Source organism: Shewanella gelidimarina (assembly GCF_023283945.1).
GTDB classification, from domain to species: Bacteria; Pseudomonadota; Gammaproteobacteria; order Enterobacterales; family Shewanellaceae; genus Shewanella; species Shewanella gelidimarina.
This window is the reverse complement of record NZ_JAKIKW010000020.1, coordinates 22296-39484: the sequence shown is the minus strand read 5'-3', so window position 1 is coordinate 39484 and position 17189 is coordinate 22296. Positions and strand designations below refer to the sequence as shown.

The 17189-nt window shown below is 41.6% G+C and carries 15 protein-coding genes; 13 read left to right on the top strand and 2 right to left on the bottom strand.

Translation table 11 applies throughout. From position 1 onward, the window contains the following. Nucleotides 1-41 precede the first annotated feature (41 nt). Nucleotides 42-3200, top strand: coding sequence for a DUF3427 domain-containing protein (locus L2729_RS16070; protein WP_248989169.1), 3159 nt, complete (start codon nt 42-44; stop codon nt 3198-3200). A gap of 285 nt (nt 3201-3485) precedes the next feature. Here L2729_RS16070 and L2729_RS16065 read toward each other — a convergent pair whose 3' ends face one another. Both L2729_RS16065 and L2729_RS21730 read right to left on the bottom strand, forming a co-directional pair. Next, nucleotides 3486-4415 carry a DUF1186 domain-containing protein gene (locus L2729_RS16065; RefSeq protein ID WP_283104259.1) on the bottom strand — a complete coding sequence of 310 codons (930 nt, stop codon included), beginning with the start codon at nt 4413-4415 and terminating at the stop codon, nt 3486-3488. 320 nt (nt 4416-4735) lie between these two features. Continuing rightward, nucleotides 4736-5257 carry a type II secretion system protein gene (locus L2729_RS21730; RefSeq protein WP_283104258.1) on the bottom strand — a complete coding sequence of 174 codons (522 nt, stop codon included), beginning with the start codon at nt 5255-5257 and terminating at the stop codon, nt 4736-4738. A 283-nt stretch (nt 5258-5540) separates the two neighbouring features. Between L2729_RS21730 and L2729_RS16055 the strand changes: the two genes are divergently transcribed. From L2729_RS16055 to atpH, 12 genes are all read left to right on the top strand, one after another. Next, on the top strand, nt 5541-6185 hold the full coding sequence (locus L2729_RS16055) for a LysE family translocator (protein ID WP_248989167.1): 645 nt from the start codon (nt 5541-5543) through the stop codon (nt 6183-6185). Between the two features lie 419 nt (nt 6186-6604). Continuing rightward, nucleotides 6605-8008, top strand: a complete 1404-nt coding sequence (locus L2729_RS16050; RefSeq protein WP_248989166.1) for a methyl-accepting chemotaxis protein — start codon at nt 6605-6607, stop codon at nt 8006-8008. A 947-nt stretch (nt 8009-8955) separates the two neighbouring features. Beyond that, nucleotides 8956-9396 carry an FMN-binding protein MioC gene (gene mioC / locus L2729_RS16045; protein ID WP_101089534.1) on the top strand — a complete coding sequence of 147 codons (441 nt, stop codon included), beginning with the start codon at nt 8956-8958 and terminating at the stop codon, nt 9394-9396. Nucleotides 9397-9856: 460 nt separating this feature from the next. Next, the gene (gene mnmG, locus L2729_RS16040; protein ID WP_248989165.1) at nt 9857-11746 is read left to right on the top strand and encodes a tRNA uridine-5-carboxymethylaminomethyl(34) synthesis enzyme MnmG; all 1890 of its coding nucleotides are present in this window, start codon (nt 9857-9859) and stop codon (nt 11744-11746) included. A gap of 109 nt (nt 11747-11855) precedes the next feature. After that, the gene (gene rsmG, locus L2729_RS16035) at nt 11856-12479 is read left to right on the top strand and encodes a 16S rRNA (guanine(527)-N(7))-methyltransferase RsmG (protein ID WP_248989164.1); all 624 of its coding nucleotides are present in this window, start codon (nt 11856-11858) and stop codon (nt 12477-12479) included. Nucleotides 12480-12703: 224 nt separating this feature from the next. Further along, on the top strand, nt 12704-13492 hold the full coding sequence (locus L2729_RS16030; protein ID WP_101089531.1) for a ParA family protein: 789 nt from the start codon (nt 12704-12706) through the stop codon (nt 13490-13492). A gap of 9 nt (nt 13493-13501) precedes the next feature. Continuing rightward, a complete protein-coding gene (locus L2729_RS16025; RefSeq protein WP_248989163.1) occupies nt 13502-14389 on the top strand; it encodes a ParB/RepB/Spo0J family partition protein in 888 nt (295 codons plus the stop codon). Between the two features lie 223 nt (nt 14390-14612). Next, nucleotides 14613-14996, top strand: a complete 384-nt coding sequence (locus L2729_RS16020; protein WP_101089529.1) for an ATP synthase subunit I — start codon at nt 14613-14615, stop codon at nt 14994-14996. 12 nt (nt 14997-15008) lie between these two features. After that, a complete protein-coding gene (gene atpB, locus L2729_RS16015) occupies nt 15009-15803 on the top strand; it encodes a F0F1 ATP synthase subunit A (protein WP_101089528.1) in 795 nt (264 codons plus the stop codon). A 64-nt stretch (nt 15804-15867) separates the two neighbouring features. Then, on the top strand, nt 15868-16119 hold the full coding sequence (gene atpE, locus L2729_RS16010; RefSeq protein ID WP_011639455.1) for a F0F1 ATP synthase subunit C: 252 nt from the start codon (nt 15868-15870) through the stop codon (nt 16117-16119). Between the two features lie 37 nt (nt 16120-16156). After that, the gene (gene atpF, locus L2729_RS16005; protein ID WP_101089527.1) at nt 16157-16627 is read left to right on the top strand and encodes a F0F1 ATP synthase subunit B; all 471 of its coding nucleotides are present in this window, start codon (nt 16157-16159) and stop codon (nt 16625-16627) included. A 16-nt stretch (nt 16628-16643) separates the two neighbouring features. Continuing rightward, complete coding sequence (atpH, locus tag L2729_RS16000; RefSeq protein ID WP_248989162.1) at nt 16644-17177, top strand: F0F1 ATP synthase subunit delta; 534 nt, start codon at nt 16644-16646, stop codon at nt 17175-17177. Nucleotides 17178-17189: the final 12 nt, after the last annotated feature.

Sequence of the window (17189 nt, the reverse complement as noted above, 5' to 3'; positions counted from 1 at the left end):
CTGGCATAGTTAATATCAATTGAGGTAGTTAGAGTTTTCCAATGCAAACAGGTATTTATGAGCAACTTATAACTAAAGTGATCAGTGATAAGTTGGATAAAGAAAATTTTTACGTGTCAGACAGAAAGATGGATACAACCGAGCAAACTCTTTGGTTAACTCGCGCATTAGTTCATGTTTTTCATCTCGCAATATCTGAATCAAAACATACAAAAGACTCACCATTAGCCCAAATAGAGCTTGCTAATGAGCTTATCTATTGGCTTCAGGAAAAGGTCGATAATTTAGATTTATCAGATTACACCGTAGCCCAACCGGCAAAGCTGCTTACTGCCATCTTTGATAAACAAGATCCTGTTGCTGCCAAATTATCCGCACATATTGATAAAATAACTCCACTTACCGGCCTCACACAAAGCGAGTTATTCTGCGGTAGTAACCAAGGAATTTCACTGGAAAGTGAAATAAAGCGTGAAATATTATCTTCCAATAGAATCTGTTGGATTGTTTCATTTATTAAATGGACCGGTCTCAGAATTTTCATGGATGAACTTCGAACTTTTACGAGTAATAACAAACATAAACTTCAAATTATTACGACATCGTATATGGGGGCAACGGATCTTAAAGCCGTTCAATGGCTAGCTAAGTTACCTAACACCGAAGTTAAATTAAGCTATAACCATAACCAAGAACGTCTTCATGCTAAATCCTATCTATTCATGCGAAATTCAGGATTTCATACTGGCTATATTGGATCATCTAACCTTTCACGTTCAGCACTCACTAATGGACTCGAGTGGAACTTAAAGATAACCAATCAAGAAATCCCACACATAATTGAGAAGACATTCAGTACATTTGAAACATACTGGCAGCAACCTGAATTTGAGTTTTTCGATGGTTCAGATAAAGCGAGTAGCAAGCTAAAGCGTTCACTTAGTGTTGGTCGTGGAGATAAAGATCTTTCAAGTACCGTATTTTTCGATTTAGCCCCTCATCAACATCAAATTGAAATATTAGAACGATTAGATGCTGAGCGGAATATTCATGGTCGAAATAGGAACCTGATAGTCGCCGCTACAGGTACCGGAAAAACGCTGATATCAGCTTTTGATTTCAAACGTTTCTATCAAAATAACCCTACAGCAAAAATTCTATTTATTGCTCATAGAGAAGAGATATTAAAACAAGCAATCGAAAGTTTTAGAGCTGTACTAAAACAGCCTAATTTTGGCGAGTTATGGGTAGGACAATATAAACCAGATTCATACAATCAACTTTTTGCATCAATTCAGAGCTTTAATAATCAAATAGACACTATAAAGCTACATTCAGATTATTATGATTTTATTGTGATTGATGAAGTTCATCATGTATCAGCTGATAGTTATCGAAAATTCATCAACCATTTTACCCCCACTATTTTGCTCGGACTCACCGCTACACCCGAACGTCATGATGGCAAAAGTATATTGGATGATTTTGGTGGTGTTATAGCAGCAGAACTCAGATTACCTGAAGCAATAAATCTAAGGCATTTATGCCCTTTTCAATATTTTGGCATAGACGATAATACCGATCTACGACAGGTTAAGTGGGAAAATGGCCGTTACAACCCAAGTGAGTTGACTCAGCTCTATACCCAAAATGATCAACGGCTACAGAAAATACTTCAAAATATTGATGAGCTTGTAACTAAGCCTTTAGAAATGCGTGCATTGGCTTTTTGTGTCAACCAAGATCATGCTCGATATATGGCTGAAAAGTTTTGCCTTAAAGGAATACCGAGCGCGGTACTTACCAGCAAAAATGCTTCTGAAAGGCATGCTGTAAGACAAGATCTGCAATTAGGAAATATTAATATTCTCTGTGTTGTCGATATATTCAACGAAGGCGTCGATATTCCAGAAATAGATACCCTACTCTTCTTACGGCCAACAGAAAGCTTAACTATATTTTTGCAACAGCTAGGCCGAGGCTTACGCCATAGCGATGGCAAAGAATGTGTCACTGTATTGGATTTTGTCGGTAATGCTAGAGCCGAATATGATTTTTCACAGAAGTTCAGAGCCCTAATAGGAAAGACACATACCGCCATAAGCAACGAAATAGAGCACGGTTTTCCGCACCTTCCACTTGGATGCCACATTGAACTGCAGAAAAAAACCAAAGAGATAATCTTAGAAAATATTAGGAAAGCAACATTAAACCAGCAAAGATTAAAATCATATATTAATAATTTTCAACATCATACAAATCAAAAGCTAACGTTGAGTAATTTGTTAAAATTTAATCCTAATATTCAGCTTAATGATATTTATAAGAAAAAGCCTAAAGATGGTGGAGGGTGGACTCGTTTGTTAAGCGATCTAAAATTAATAGAAAAAGTAGATGAAACCCCAATCGCCGAAAATTATCACAAAGCCATTAGCAACAGCTTAATGAGCTGTGATGCTAGAACTTACCTAATTTTTATTCGTTCACTAGCAATAAATAACTTTAAGTGGATAGATAATGACGATCCAATAGAGCAAAAAATGGCTTTGATGTGTCACTATGATTTTTGGAATTGTGCAGGTGATAAACTAGGTTATAAATCCTTATCTGAAAGCTTATCTGCACTTTATCATCCTGAATATCAAAGTGAATTAATACAGGTTATCAATTATTTACTTGATAATAACGATACCAGAATTCAAAAACTTGAAGCAGACTTTCCCTGCCCAATTCAGCTTAATGCTCGCTATACACGAGAGCAAATTATTACGGGATTAGGAGGTTCAAGTTTCGAAAAACAAGCGGTGAGTCGCGAAGGAGTATTCAATTTACAAGAGCTCAATGTCGAACTCTTGTTTGTTACTTTGCAAAAGTCGGATCAACATTTTTCACCAACAACGCTTTATCACGATTATGCAATGAGCCCTACTCACTTCCATTGGCAAACTCAGAACTCAGCCAGACCAGATAAAGGCAAAGGACTGGCCTATATTCAGCATAAAAAAATAGGTAAAAGACTCATGCTCTGGGTACGAGAGTCCAATAAGGACGAGAATGGAAATACGATGGGATTTGTAAACTTAGGTTGGGTTAATTTGGCAGAAACTAGCGGCTCACAACCTATGAATATAACTTGGGAGTTGCATGAACCTATGCCTAGCTATCTATGGAAAGATGCTGCAAAACTAGCAAATAGTTAACTAATTGGAAGAAACACCGCTTTTAGATAGCAAGTGCAGATGCGGCTGCGAGCTTCCAAAACAGGGCCGTTCTATGACATCCCTGTCACCACGGCATTTGTAAATCCATTCACATCAGATGTTTTGGCAGAGCCCACAGGGAAGACTCTTATTAAATAAAAAACCGGCATCTCGCAGAAGCATCTGCACATTCGGATAATACCAATGAGGCCACGGTTCACCATAGCCTATCAAACGCTTACCCGATAAATTAAACCAACAACCAACTCTTTGTTTATCAGCGGTCTAATTCAAACAACACTTCTTGTATTTCTTACCACTGCCACAGGGACAAGGGTCATTGCGACCAGCTTGAATATCGGCAATAAAGGGTTCTTTAGGCTCAAGGTTTTCAAAATAGCTCTCGTCGAGTTCCTTTGGCGTGTTCATCAAGTCATCAAAAACCGCCATGAGGTCATCATCATTCATATCAGATTCTGAGTTGAAACCCGCCCACTGACTTAGGGAGTCGATAACATCATAATCCCCGCTAATTAGACCACTTTCCCACTCTGAATAACCGATAGACTGATTATCCCAATCGATGATGCACTGATTCTCTGCAGGGCCTTCGTCTATCACTTTGCTTTTAACATAACCAACAAACTGGCTATGGTATTGATTAAACTCATTAGAAATTAACAGATTAATCAATTCAAAAAGTGCTATTGAGTGATTACTTTTGAGCAGATTTTCGATAAAGCCAGGAACACTTTGATTAAGTGACTCTCTATCAATTTGGCCGGTATGCAGTTGAGAAAAGAGTGCACTTAAGGCAGACATCTTAACGATTTCGCCCGCTTGATCTGAATTAACTAAGAAACAAAGTTGCTCAGGCTTACCCTCGGCCAAAATGTAGTAAGCAGTGGAAAGATCTGAAGCGATAAAGTCACCGAGTAGCACTTCTAACGGACTATTACAGTCGTCCTTGTTAGTGAGATTGATCAGCGAATCAAAACAACTATATTGCTTACGATCGACAATAAGGCATAACCCGAAGAAAAGAAGGTTGGACTCAGGATCGGTCAGCTCCTCTTTAACGATAAACCTCTGCATCAATTCATCGATAACCGGCAGCAACTCAGACCACTGCAGCCTAGCCGCCTGCAAAGCATCAATAGGGAGTTTTGTTAAGTCGCCACGACTCAGAGTGGTCATTATCTCATCTAATTTCATATTACATTCAAGGTAAAAGGTGATGTTGCCTCATAGAGTAGCAAAAGAGGACGCTAAAGCCCCAAGTAAAATGGCTATAGCAACGGATTGGCCTATATTGAGCATAAAGAAATGGGGAAACAACTCATGCTGTGGCTGCGAGAGTCCAATAGAGGCGATAAGATAAATACCATGGGATTTGTAAACTTAAATTAGATTGGCATAACTGAATCGAAACCAGCGGTGCCCACGCTGTAAATATAACCTGGGAACGGCACAACTCTACCCAGTTCCCTTTGGAAAGATGCAGCAACATTAGTGACTAATTGACGTGAGTCGTATTAACAACCGGAATCGACAATCTCAAATACTGGTGGCGTGGTAGGACTTTGTGCCTCGGTATACTTGAGGTAGCAATTATCACCACTGAATTTCTTAGTTTGTGGCATAAAGCGGATAAATGGCTTGGCTGGATTATTATTAAAATACCAATCAGCTGGTCGTTCGGAGTTAAAAACCGAGTCTTCAAACTTAGCCATGATCAGTTTACTCCAGCTATTAGCAGCATCAGCGGCTGGATAACCGTAAACCAAATCAATTTGATCACCATCGATAATAATAAAGTTATCTTCACCTGGAGCGGGTTTAGGCTTGCTCTCTAAGCCTTGTAAAACTGACTTGGCATATAGCACACTCATAGCGCCATTCATCTCGGCTTTTAAGCCTTTTAAAGATGAAATTCGGGCGTCTGATTGTAGTTCAATGAAACGTGGTACTGCGATCACTGAAAGTATGCCTAAAATAATAATAGTTACAACTAACTCTATAAGAGTAAAACCATTTTTACGCATTGAAAACTTCATTTTATTAAACAAAAGTGGAACACTATTATATTGAATACTCTCCATTTTAAAAAGGTAATTCGCAAATGGTTAGCTGACTAAAGTGATGCAAAAAAGAATAAATACAGCCTCAATCCTATTAAAAATATCGACCAGAGTCGCGCCAGGCCTATAGCGGCTTGTACTCCCGTAAACAAAGCCTGCCAACTGTACCTCTCATTTAAACACTGCATGACTTTCATTCATGTTGGATAACTGTAGAATCCGCGCCTTGTTTGATTCTTTCCTTTTATATAGTGCATTAATGATGATCGATCTGGCTTTACTTCCTCTTTATTTAACCACCGTAGTCGCCCTGCTGTTAATTCCTGGGCCTGACATGTTACTCATCGCCAGCTCAAGCTTGAGCTATGGTAAAAAAGTGGGCGTGTATGCCAGTTTAGGTAATGCCACATCGGGCCTTATTTTGACTTTTCTTGCGGCTATGGGCGTGTCAGCTTTAGTGGCTATGAACCCCATGGCACTAGAGTTATTACGCATTTTAGGTGCCGCCTATCTACTGAAGATGGGTTGGGATTGCATGCGCAGTTCTGCTGCTGAAGCACCAGAGATAGAACAACAACATAATCTGGCTAAACAGTTATATCGCCGCGCGGTGATGAGTAATTTGTTAAACCCCAAAGCGCTGATCTTCTTTGTATTGTTTCTACCACAGTTTGTTTCAACTCAGTTGAGCGCAAGCTCGGGTGAGCAGATGCTAGCATTGGGCTTATTGCTCAATGTGATGGGATTACTGTTTAACCTACTGCTTGTGGCTATGGTTGGAAGCCTGGGTAAACCACTATTGAAAAATGAGAAATTCAGGGCGAATCAGAATAAGTTTATGGGCTTTATATTCTTTGCCCTCGCTATCTGGTTGTTGGCCTCTCAAGTTCAAACCATGAGCTAAGTAATATTATTGATAAACCGGCACAGCCGGTTGTAGATGACTACGGAAGTGAATCTCTCGTAGTCAATTCTCGTTTTTTGCCGTCATGATCCTCAGATACAACTCCCACAAAAACAAAACTATAAAATTTTCCCACCCGTTTTACTGAAGACTCACCTATAACTATTTTTTTTATTAGCGAACACTCCCTCAATATTTGGCGAGTTTGGTCGATAAAGAACATACGCTGAGGGCAGCGATGACCTCATTCCCCCAGCCTTAGTGTTTTCGAAAGTGATAAAAGAGATGGCCAGATAAATACCTTCAAATTATTTTAATAAGCTGTAACAACAAGTAGACAAAGTGCTGCTTACTGTTAAGCAATATAATTTGAGCCCGGATGGCCAGCCAACTATCACGCCAAATTTAGGATGATCATAATGAAAGAAGTCGCTTTCCGTTGGATAGACAAGTTTCTGGTAAATATCAAATTACAGGAAAATTTTTTAATCCTGTTTTTCTCTTCGCTGCTGGCAATACTTATCGTTAGCCTCACTTTAATCAGTGCCGAACAAGATCAGAAAAATAAACAATTACAGCAAGAAATTCACTTGGTATCTAATCTGATATCTAAAACAGAATTAAGTCAAAATGAGCTGTCGGGTATTCTCGCTAACAGTAACCTCAAGCTTGGAAATCAGGGGGCATACGCCACTAAAGTTCCCAATACAAACGTGTCTATAAGCGCCAAAGCGCTACCAGGAATTTTCTCTACCTTAGGTCTTGGCCATTACGCCATCATCCTGTTTTGTATCGGCTTTATTATCATCAGTTATTATTATATTAGATCATTTATGGGGGGTGCCCTCTTTAATATCTACGATGCTGTTAAGCGTCTGGCCGATGGCGATCTCGCATCCCGTATTGCTTATGCGCCAGCGCGTAATGAATTCAACATTATTGCTCAGACGATCGATAGAGTTTCGGAACGTGAACATGTATTGGTAAAAACCACTCAGGAAGCCATCGCCCTTATTCAACAGATCAGTTCTCAGTTGCGTCAACGTAGTAATGAAAACGCCACATTAACCAGTCAACAGCAAGAACGTATCGATTCGCTGGCCAGTGCAACCGAACAGATGGCCTCCTCTATTCGTGAAGTGGCGAGTCATGCCCATGATTCTTCAACTCAAACCAGTGATGCTACCCAAACCGCAACATTAGGACTATCTCAGGTAGAGTCGACTCAGAGAGCAATTAAAAAACTGACCTCAGAAATTAATGCCGCATCCGGTGCCGTGGCAGATTTGGACTCGAGTGCCTCACAGATAGATGATGTAGTTTCCACTATTAATGCCATCTCTCAGCAGACAAACTTACTCGCACTCAATGCCGCTATCGAAGCCGCTCGAGCGGGTGAACAGGGACGAGGTTTTGCTGTTGTCGCGGATGAAGTACGCACCCTGGCCGGTCGAACACAAACTGCCACGGTAGAAATTCAGAAGATGATCGAGGCACTGCAGAGTAACAGTCAGGGCCTTATTACAGTGATGAAGCAGACGGTCGCGGAAGCCGAAACCAGTGAGTCCCTCATGGAGTCGGTGAGTAAGAACATCAGCCAAATAACGAGTCAGAACCAATATATCGCCGATCGCAGTGTTGAAATTGCCGCAGCAGCCGAAGAACAAGGCGCCGTGGCAGACAATATCGCCTCCGATGTGGATCTGGTGCGAACAGGTTCAGAAAGTGTTGCCTTAATGGTGACTCAGACAGCCAGCGAAATAGAAACCTTAAACAGCCAAGCCGATGTGCTAGAAAATCTGATGAAAGATCTCAAGGTCTAAGATCTTAACGTCTAATATTAATGTAAGCTGTCGATGTTATTCGTGACTCGACAGATTTTTATTCATTAAAATCAATTCCATACCAATCATTATAAAAATATAAACGCTCAGCGAGAATCTAGTATTTTAGAGGCAAGGCCCTCTATTGCTCCTCGGATCTGCCATGCTCACAGTAACTCGGTGACGGTAGACTATCGGTATTGTTTAGCTGAATCACTATTAACTACTGGAGAGAAAGAGCTAATCAGTATGATGTTGTGCTCAACACTGAGCTCATCGAACAGGTAGACAGCCAAGAAGCATTGATTAATACCTGCTGCCAATGACTTAAGCCGAGTGGATTACTGATCATCCGACATTGAACCGCACAATAAAATCATACCTGACAGCCATATCGGCGCCGAATATCTGATGCGTTACCTACCCATAGGGACTCGCGATTGGCGTTTTTTTAGTTACACCTAAAGAGATAGATAGCATGATAACGCCCTACGTTTACGCACCGTAAAAGCAGAAATAATGAGCTTTAACCCTGTGGAAAGTGACCAATAACACTGACGTAAACTAGCTGCTATATGCGATAAAAAGCTAATACGTTCACTCTATGAACCCAATTATTAGCACTGCTATTTCTCTTGCTAGGCAACTCATATAAACCCAGATTGAGTGCTTCAATTCCATTAAAATCAAGCCAGTACTCACCTATCCTAGTCGATGCGCACACTTTAATAGACCCTATTATATCGTTTTCACTTTAGTTAACTGACAATGCCTCAGTCTCCATTTACACATATTAAACGGTAATCTGCTTAGTAAAAATCGGCTTATACCTTATGATTAGCGCAAACATAACGCAGATCGTAACGATAAATGAGATAGATTAGTGGCGATCTTATGCGTTAAATACGTACTAAATAGCTCAGTTGAAGATGAGATCAGGAACATATATGGCAAAAGTAGAACTATTAGTAGGCACAACACTAGGAAGTGCAGAGTATGTTGCTGATGAAATGTCGGCACAATTGAACGATCTAGGCCATGAAACTATCGTACATTTGGCTCCTAATTTGGATGATCTGGACCCAAAATCGCTATGGTTGATCGCCTGTTCAACACATGGAGCAGGCGATCTTCCAGACAATATAGTGCCGTTTATGGACGAGATCTTAGCTAAAAAACCGGATCTGCTGACCACCCAGTTTGCGTTATGTGCGATTGGTGATTCAAGTTACGATACTTTTTGCCAAGGCCCCGAAAAATTAGTGGAAGCACTGGCCTTATGCGGTGCACAAGTTTTTGTGGATAAGATCCAGATCGATGTACAGTACGATCCAATTCCAGAAGAACCCGCCCTAGCTTGGCTAAGCGGCTGGCAAGATCAACTTTAAGATCCTTTTCTTGATCGCTTTTACCTATTAACTTTTAAACCACTCACAGTTTAGATCATACTTATCCACATATTAAGTTAAAAAATAACAAATATGTGGATAACCTATTATTTAGATCTGATTAACCTCTGTATTAATTCACCCCCGATCTGGTCAATGATCCACCCTGTGGATAAGTAGCCGATCTATCCCCAAGCTTAAGTGAGTTTGATCGCGATCTAATCACAGGTTTGATCGCTCATTAACTCATGATTCTAATAAGGAATTCGGGTTATCCACCGAAAAAGCCGCCCTTAATAATAAACATAATAAGAGATCTATCTAAAGATCTTAAGATCTATTAAGCAGATCGGTGTTGATCAAAACAAGCAAAATTGATCGTTCACCTTAGGCAAAGCAAATGCTAAAATGATCCGCTCAGAAACAGAATTTTATCCTTTTAACAATCGAAGGCTGTCGAATGCATTTTCATGAACGGTTTGATGTAATCGTTGTTGGTGGTGGTCATGCTGGAACAGAAGCTGCGTTAGCTTCTGCCAGAATGGGTTCCAAAACACTTTTGCTAACCCACAACATAGATACCTTGGGACAGATGTCCTGTAATCCAGCTATCGGCGGCATCGGAAAGGGACACCTGGTTAAAGAAATTGATGCGCTTGGCGGAGCCATGGCAATTGCCACGGATTTTGCGGGCATTCAATTTAGAACATTAAATTCGAGCAAAGGCCCAGCAGTACGAGCAACTCGTGCTCAAGCGGATAGAGCCCTTTATCGACACAAGATCCAAGAGATTTTACAGCACCAATCCAACCTACGTATTTTTCAACAAGCGGTAGACGATCTTGTTGTTGAAAATGAAACCGTGGTGGGTGTCGTTACTCAAATGGGTTTAGCGTTCGAAGCGCCTGCAGTCGTGTTAACGACGGGCACTTTTTTGAGCGGCAAGATCCACATAGGATTAGAAAATTACAGCGGCGGCCGAGCTGGCGATCCTCCGGCGATTGCTCTGGCTCATCGTCTGCGTGAGTTACCTATTCGAGTGGGTCGTTTAAAAACCGGAACACCACCACGGATAGACTCAAACACCATTGATTTTTCTCAAATGACAGAGCAAAAAGGTGATAATCCTTTACCGGTTATGTCGTTTGTGGGTGACGTTAGCCAGCATCCAGAACAAGTCTCATGTCATATCACTCATACCAATGAGCGAACCCACGATATTATTCGTGCAGGACTGGATCGTAGCCCAATGTATTCGGGAGTTATCGAAGGTATTGGCCCACGTTACTGCCCTTCCATCGAAGACAAAATTAATCGTTTTGCTGATAAAGATTCGCATCAAATATTTATTGAGCCAGAGGGATTAAATACCACTGAAATTTATCCTAATGGTATTTCAACAAGCTTACCTTTTGACGTGCAACTCAACTTGGTTCGTTCGATAAAAGGCATGGAAAACGCAGATATCATGCGTCCTGGCTACGCAATCGAATATGATTATTTTGATCCACGCGATCTTAAAAATTCATTAGAGACCAAAACCATCAATGGTTTATTCTTTGCGGGACAAATTAACGGCACCACAGGCTATGAAGAAGCGGGTGCACAAGGCTTATTAGCCGGCATGAACGCATCATTGCAAGTTCAAGGCAAAGACACTTGGTGCCCTCGTCGTGACCAAGCTTACCTTGGGGTGTTGGTTGACGATCTGTCGACATTAGGCACTAAAGAACCTTATCGCATGTTCACTAGCCGTGCGGAATACCGCTTGCTGCTACGTGAAGACAATGCCGATATTCGTTTAACGGAAAAAGGCCGTGAACTCGGTTTAGTTGACGACAATCGTTGGGCGCTATTTAGTGAAAAAGTGGAATCGATAGAAACGGAACTACAGCGTTTACGTGGTCAGTGGATCCACCCTAAATCACCGCTTGTTGATGTGTTAAATCCACATTTAAAAACCCCGATTGCACGCGAAGCCACGTTTGAAGATCTACTGCGTCGTCCAGAGCTAGATTACCCAACATTGATGTCCATTGACGGATTTGGTCCAGGTATCGAAGATCAACGTGCTGCTGAACAGGTACAGATCCAAGTTAAGTATTCTGGTTACATTCAGCGACAGCAAGACGAGATTGATAAAGCGATCCGTAACGAAACGACGGGGTTGCCGCTGGATCTCGATTATCAAGAGATCCCGGGCTTGTCTAACGAGGTCATTGCAAAGATGAATGAGTACAAACCTGAAACGGTTGGCCAAGCGTCACGTATCCCAGGTATGACGCCAGCTGCAATCTCAATATTGTTAGTTCATTTGAAAAAACGCGGTTTACTGAGAAAAAGCGCCTAAATAACCTTGTTATGCACGATGAAAGGAAGCTCTGAGGCTTCCTTTCATCTTTTCTGCGCTTCATCATACCGATGAATATCTGATTTAAATTGTTTTGAGGACACTACCAGTGTTATTTGCCCAGTTAAACGAATACATGGCTGAAGTTGGCCTAGAGGCTACCGAGCAGCAAAAAAAGCAACTTGTTGACTTTGTTGGCATGCTCAATAAATGGAATAAGGCATTTAACCTGACTTCTGTACGTGATCCGGAGCAGATGCTCATTCGACATATCATGGACAGCTTAGTGGTTTCGCCACACCTGCAAGGATCGCGTTTTATTGATGTAGGTACCGGCCCTGGTTTACCGGGGATCCCGTTGGCGATCTTAAATCCTGATAAAGAATTTGTATTGCTTGATAGTTTAGGCAAACGCATTCGTTTTCAAAAGCAGGTTCAATTTGAACTTGGGATCAATAATATTTCATCGATTGAGAGCCGCGTAGAAGCGTATCAACCTGAAGAGTTATTTGATGGTGTATTGAGCCGTGCATTTGCCTCGATTCAAGACATGTTGCAATGGTGCCACCATTTGCCAAAAGCTGATGGCTGTTTCTATGCGTTAAAGGGCCAGTTAAGTCAGGATGAGTTGGCAAACTTGCCCGCAGGATTTGCGGTTGCTGAGACGATTGAACTTGTTGTTCCTAAGCTTGATGAGCAGCGTCATTTGCTGCGTGTAGTCAAGGTTAGTTAATCTAAGCTGCCTCTCCAAACTGGAAATATACTCGCTTGATGTCGTGGTTTAGACCATCTTTAACGATGGTTTTTTGAACCATTAGCGATAAAACGTACTGAACGGTTGCAATCTTTCAGCGCTTCAAGCAATTATATAAAATATGCGCATTAATTCCCCCTCATTTTTAGACAGCCAATGAGAGAGGGCCGGAATATAATAACAGTGACTTACAGGGTGATATTGTGGGTAAAGTGATTGCCGTAGCCAACCAAAAAGGTGGCGTCGGAAAGACAACAACTTGTGTTAATTTAGCGGCTTCTCTAGCTGCAACTAAACGTCGTGTGCTGCTGATCGATCTCGATCCGCAAGGTAACGCAACCATGGGCAGTGGTATCGACAAATATACCGTCGAAAATACCGCCTATGAATTATTGGTTGAAGAGAAGTCATTCGAAGAAGTTGTTTGCCGAAACACTAGCGGAAAATATGATCTTATTGCAGGCAATGGCGATGTAACTGCCGCTGAAATTAAGCTGATGGAGTTTTTCGCCAGAGAAGTTCGCTTGCGTAATGCTATTGCGCCGATTAAAGATGATTACGATTATATCTTTATCGACTGCCCCCCTTCACTCAACATGCTGACCGTTAATGCCATGTCTGCGGCTGATTCTGTATTGGTCCCTATGCAGTGTGAGTATTACGCATTAGAAGGCTTAACCGCGTTGATGGATACCATCACTAAGTTAGGTTCTATGGTAAACAATGGTTTGCACATCGAAGGGATTTTACGAACTATGTATGATCCTCGTAACCGTTTGTCTAACGATGTATCCGATCAACTCAAACAGCATTTTGGTGATAAAGTTTATCGCACTGTGATCCCAAGAAATGTGCGTCTTGCTGAAGCGCCTAGTTTTGGTGCCCCAGCAATGTATTACGATAAATCGAGCGCAGGAGCAAAAGCCTATCTGGCATTGGCGGGTGAAATTATTCGCCGAGCAGAGCAATTGGAACTGGCTGAGCAGGATTAAGGAAGAGAAATGACAGTGAAGAAAAGAGGTTTAGGCAAAGGGCTTGATGCTTTATTGAGTACTAGCCATGCTGCCAGCAAGCGACTTGAACCTAGAACGTTTGAAGGTGAGCAAGATATTAAAAATAATGATCTGATCACCTTAGATATTGATAGGCTTCAACCTGGCAAATATCAGCCTCGAAAAGACATGTCGGCCGAAGCGCTTGAAGAACTTGCTGAGTCTATTCGTGCTCAAGGGATTATCCAACCGATTGTGGTACGTAAAGTCTCTGCTGAAAACTTTGAAATTATAGCGGGTGAGCGTCGCTGGCGCGCTTCACAGCTTGCTGGACTGGCAAAGATACCCTGTATTGTTAAACAAGTCGCTGACGAAGCTGCAGTCGCGATAGCCTTGATTGAAAATATTCAACGTGAAGATTTGAATGCGATGGAAGAAGCTATTGCATTAAATCGTTTGATTGAAGAGTTCAATCTTACACATCAACAAATTGCTGATGCTGTAGGAAAGTCACGTGCCACAGTATCCAATTTACTGCGTTTAAACGGTCTCAATGAGCATGTTAAGCGTATGTTGGAGTATGGCGATATTGATATGGGCCATGGTCGTGCTTTGCTGGCTATTGAAGGTGATGAGCAGACAAATTTGGCTCGATTGGTCGTTTCTAAAGAACTGACTGTTCGCGAAACCGAACGATTAGTTAACCAAACCTTAAATCAAACTGAAATCGTCGAAAAAGCACCTAAAGATCACGATGTAGTCCGTCTAGAGAGTCAATTAATTGAAAGGCTAGGTGCCAAGGTTTCTCTTACCCATAATAAGAAAGGTAAAGGAAAAATGGTAATTAACTATCAAAATTTGGCTGAATTAGAGGGTATTATCAGTAAAATCCGCTAAAAAACCGACGTTACGACAATATTATGTAATTTTGTGACATCTGTTAATCCTCCACTTTTAGACTTTTGGCGTAGATCACGCTAAAAGTCTCCTTTTTCTAGCGGTTAAACTTGCTTTGAAACCCCGAAACGGTATACTTTCGCAAGCTTTTTGTACCTCGGGTTTATACGGATATATGTCGTCCGGTCATCGAAACAGGAAGTTATAATGCGGAGAAGATAAATTGAGCAAGGTTTTAGCACGTCGTGGCCGTTGGTCAGCCTATAAATTAGTTTTGATACAGGCGGCGGTGGCTGGAAGTGTTTCTGTTTTCTTTTTCGCCATGTGGGGAGCTCAGTATGGTATATCTGCATTAGCAGGTGGTGCTATTGCTGTACTCCCTAATTTTGTATTCGCAACCCTCGCTTTTTCCCATACGGGAGCAAGCTCCGCAGCTAAAGTTGTTAAGACTTTTTACTGGGGGGAAGCGGTAAAGATGCTGTTAACCATAGCAATGTTTTCGTTTGTGTTTATCAATATTGAAATTGGTTTTATGCCTCTTTTTGTATGTTACACCCTGGCGTTAGTGATGCATTGGACAGCTCCTTTATATTTCAAGCAAAGTTAAGTGGGATGAATCATGGCTGCAACTGGTGAAGCGTTAACACCGCAGGGCTATATCCAGCACCACCTTACCAACTTAAGTGTTGGTGAAGGCTTCTGGACATGGCACATTGATTCGTTGTTCTTTTCGGTTGGGCTTGGTGTTTTGTTCTTGTGGCTATTCCGTAGCGTTGGCAAGAAAGCAACTACCGGTGTTCCCGGCAAACTTCAGTGTTTTGTCGAGATGATAGTTGAGTTCGTTGACAGTAGCGTTAAGGAAACCTTCCATGGCCGCAATCCTGTTATTGCTCCGTTGGCATTAACGATTTTTGTATGGGTATTCATGATGAACTTCATGGATATGGTTCCAGTTGACTGGATCCCATCACTAGCACTTGCTGCTGGTATCCCTTACATGAAAGTTGTACCAACGACTGACTTAAACATAACCTTTAGTATGGCTTTAGGTGTGTTTGTGCTGATTATTTATTACAGCATTAAGGTCAAGGGTATTTCAGGGTTTGTTAAAGAACTGACCATGCAGCCTTTTAACCATTGGGCAATGATACCCGTCAACTTTCTGCTAGAAACAGTTACTTTGATCGCTAAGCCAATTTCATTGGCACTGCGTTTGTTTGGTAACTTGTATGCGGGTGAGTTGATTTTCATCCTTATTGCGTTGATGTACGGTGCTAACTGGGCATTATCTACTCTAGGTGTAACATTACAGCTAGGTTGGTTAATTTTCCATATTATGGTTATCACTTTACAGGCGTTTATCTTCATGATGTTGACCGTTGTTTACTTAAGCATGGCGCATGAAGATCATTAAGGAATGCTGTAAAATTTTTAAACTAAATCATTAATAACAACGATTTAGAATATTGGAGATAGAGATGGAAACTGTATTAGGCATGACAGCTATTGCTGTTGCTCTGTTGATTGGTATGGGTGCATTAGGTACTGCTATCGGTTTCGGCCTACTAGGTGGTAAGTTCTTGGAAGGCGCTGCGCGTCAACCAGAAATGGCTCCTATGCTACAAGTTAAAATGTTCATCGTAGCGGGTCTTTTAGACGCCGTAACTATGATCGGTGTTGGTATTGCATTATTTATGCTCTTTACTAACCCTCTTGGTGCAATGCTTTAATAAACGCTTCTGTCTTTAAACTTAATAGGAGGCTGTTGTGAATATCAACGCTACCCTACTCGGTCAGACGGTTGCCTTTTTACTCTTCGTGTGGTTTTGCATGAAGTTTGTTTGGCCTCCTTTGATGAATGCCATCGAAGAACGTCAAAAAAGGATTGCCGACGGTTTAGCTGATGCTGACCGTGCCGTGAAAGACCTTGAGTTGGCACAGGCGAAAGCCACTGATCAACTCAAAGATGCAAAAGCGACTGCTAACGAAATTATTGAGCAAGCTAATAAGCGTAAAGCTCAAATCGTTGATGAAGCTAAAGCCGAAGCTGATACTGAGCGCGCTAAGATTATCGCGCAAGGTTATGCAGAAATTGAAGCTGAACGTAATCGCGTAAAAGAAGACCTGCGTAAGCAAGTCGCTGTACTGGCTATTGCCGGCGCTGAAAAAATTCTTGAACGTTCGATTGATGAAGCCGCCCACAGTGACATAGTTAATAAACTAGTTGCTGAACTTTAAATAAGGAGTTGGAGTTATGGCTGAACAAACCACCATCGCTCGTCCTTACGCAAAGGCAGCTTTTGAATTTGCTCTTGAAAAAGATGCAATAGAGAATTGGGCAGAAATGCTTAATTTTGCCGCACAAGTTAGTGAAAACGAAACTATGCAGTCTCTATTGGCTGGCTCTTTAGCCAGTAACCAGCTTGCAGAACTCTTTATTGGAGTTTGTGGTGAGCAGGTCAATGAGCAAGCTCATAATCTGTTAAAGGTAATGGCTGAAAACGGTCGTTTAGTAGTGCTACCAGCTGTTGCTCAACTATTTGTTGAGATGCAACATGAGCATGCGAAAGAAGTTGAAGCGTTCGTCGTTTCAGCTACAGAGCTAACCTCTGAGCAACAACAGGCCATGAGCGCTTCTTTAGAGAAACGTCTAGCACGCAAAGTTAAGCTGAATTGCAGCATAGATGCCAGCCTTATTGCTGGCGTAATTATCACGGCAGGAGACTTAGTCATTGATGGCTCGGTCCGCGGAAAAATTTCGCGTCTGTCTGATACGCTGCAGTCGTAATTGGGAGTTTGA

Coding starts and splice junctions, on each gene's coding strand:
- atpH (WP_248989162.1), top strand. CDS start 16,644: ATGGCTGAACAAACCACCATCGCTCGTCCTTACGCAAAGGCAGCTTTT.
- L2729_RS16025 (WP_248989163.1), top strand. CDS start 13,502: ATGACAGTGAAGAAAAGAGGTTTAGGCAAAGGGCTTGATGCTTTATTG.
- L2729_RS16070 (WP_248989169.1), top strand. CDS start 42: ATGCAAACAGGTATTTATGAGCAACTTATAACTAAAGTGATCAGTGAT.
- L2729_RS16065 (WP_283104259.1), bottom strand. CDS start 4,415: ATGAAATTAGATGAGATAATGACCACTCTGAGTCGTGGCGACTTAACA.
- L2729_RS16050 (WP_248989166.1), top strand. CDS start 6,605: ATGAAAGAAGTCGCTTTCCGTTGGATAGACAAGTTTCTGGTAAATATC.
- mnmG (WP_248989165.1), top strand. CDS start 9,857: ATGCATTTTCATGAACGGTTTGATGTAATCGTTGTTGGTGGTGGTCAT.
- L2729_RS16055 (WP_248989167.1), top strand. CDS start 5,541: ATGATGATCGATCTGGCTTTACTTCCTCTTTATTTAACCACCGTAGTC.
- atpE (WP_011639455.1), top strand. CDS start 15,868: ATGGAAACTGTATTAGGCATGACAGCTATTGCTGTTGCTCTGTTGATT.
- L2729_RS21730 (WP_283104258.1), bottom strand. CDS start 5,257: ATGAAGTTTTCAATGCGTAAAAATGGTTTTACTCTTATAGAGTTAGTT.
- mioC (WP_101089534.1), top strand. CDS start 8,956: ATGGCAAAAGTAGAACTATTAGTAGGCACAACACTAGGAAGTGCAGAG.
- atpB (WP_101089528.1), top strand. CDS start 15,009: ATGGCTGCAACTGGTGAAGCGTTAACACCGCAGGGCTATATCCAGCAC.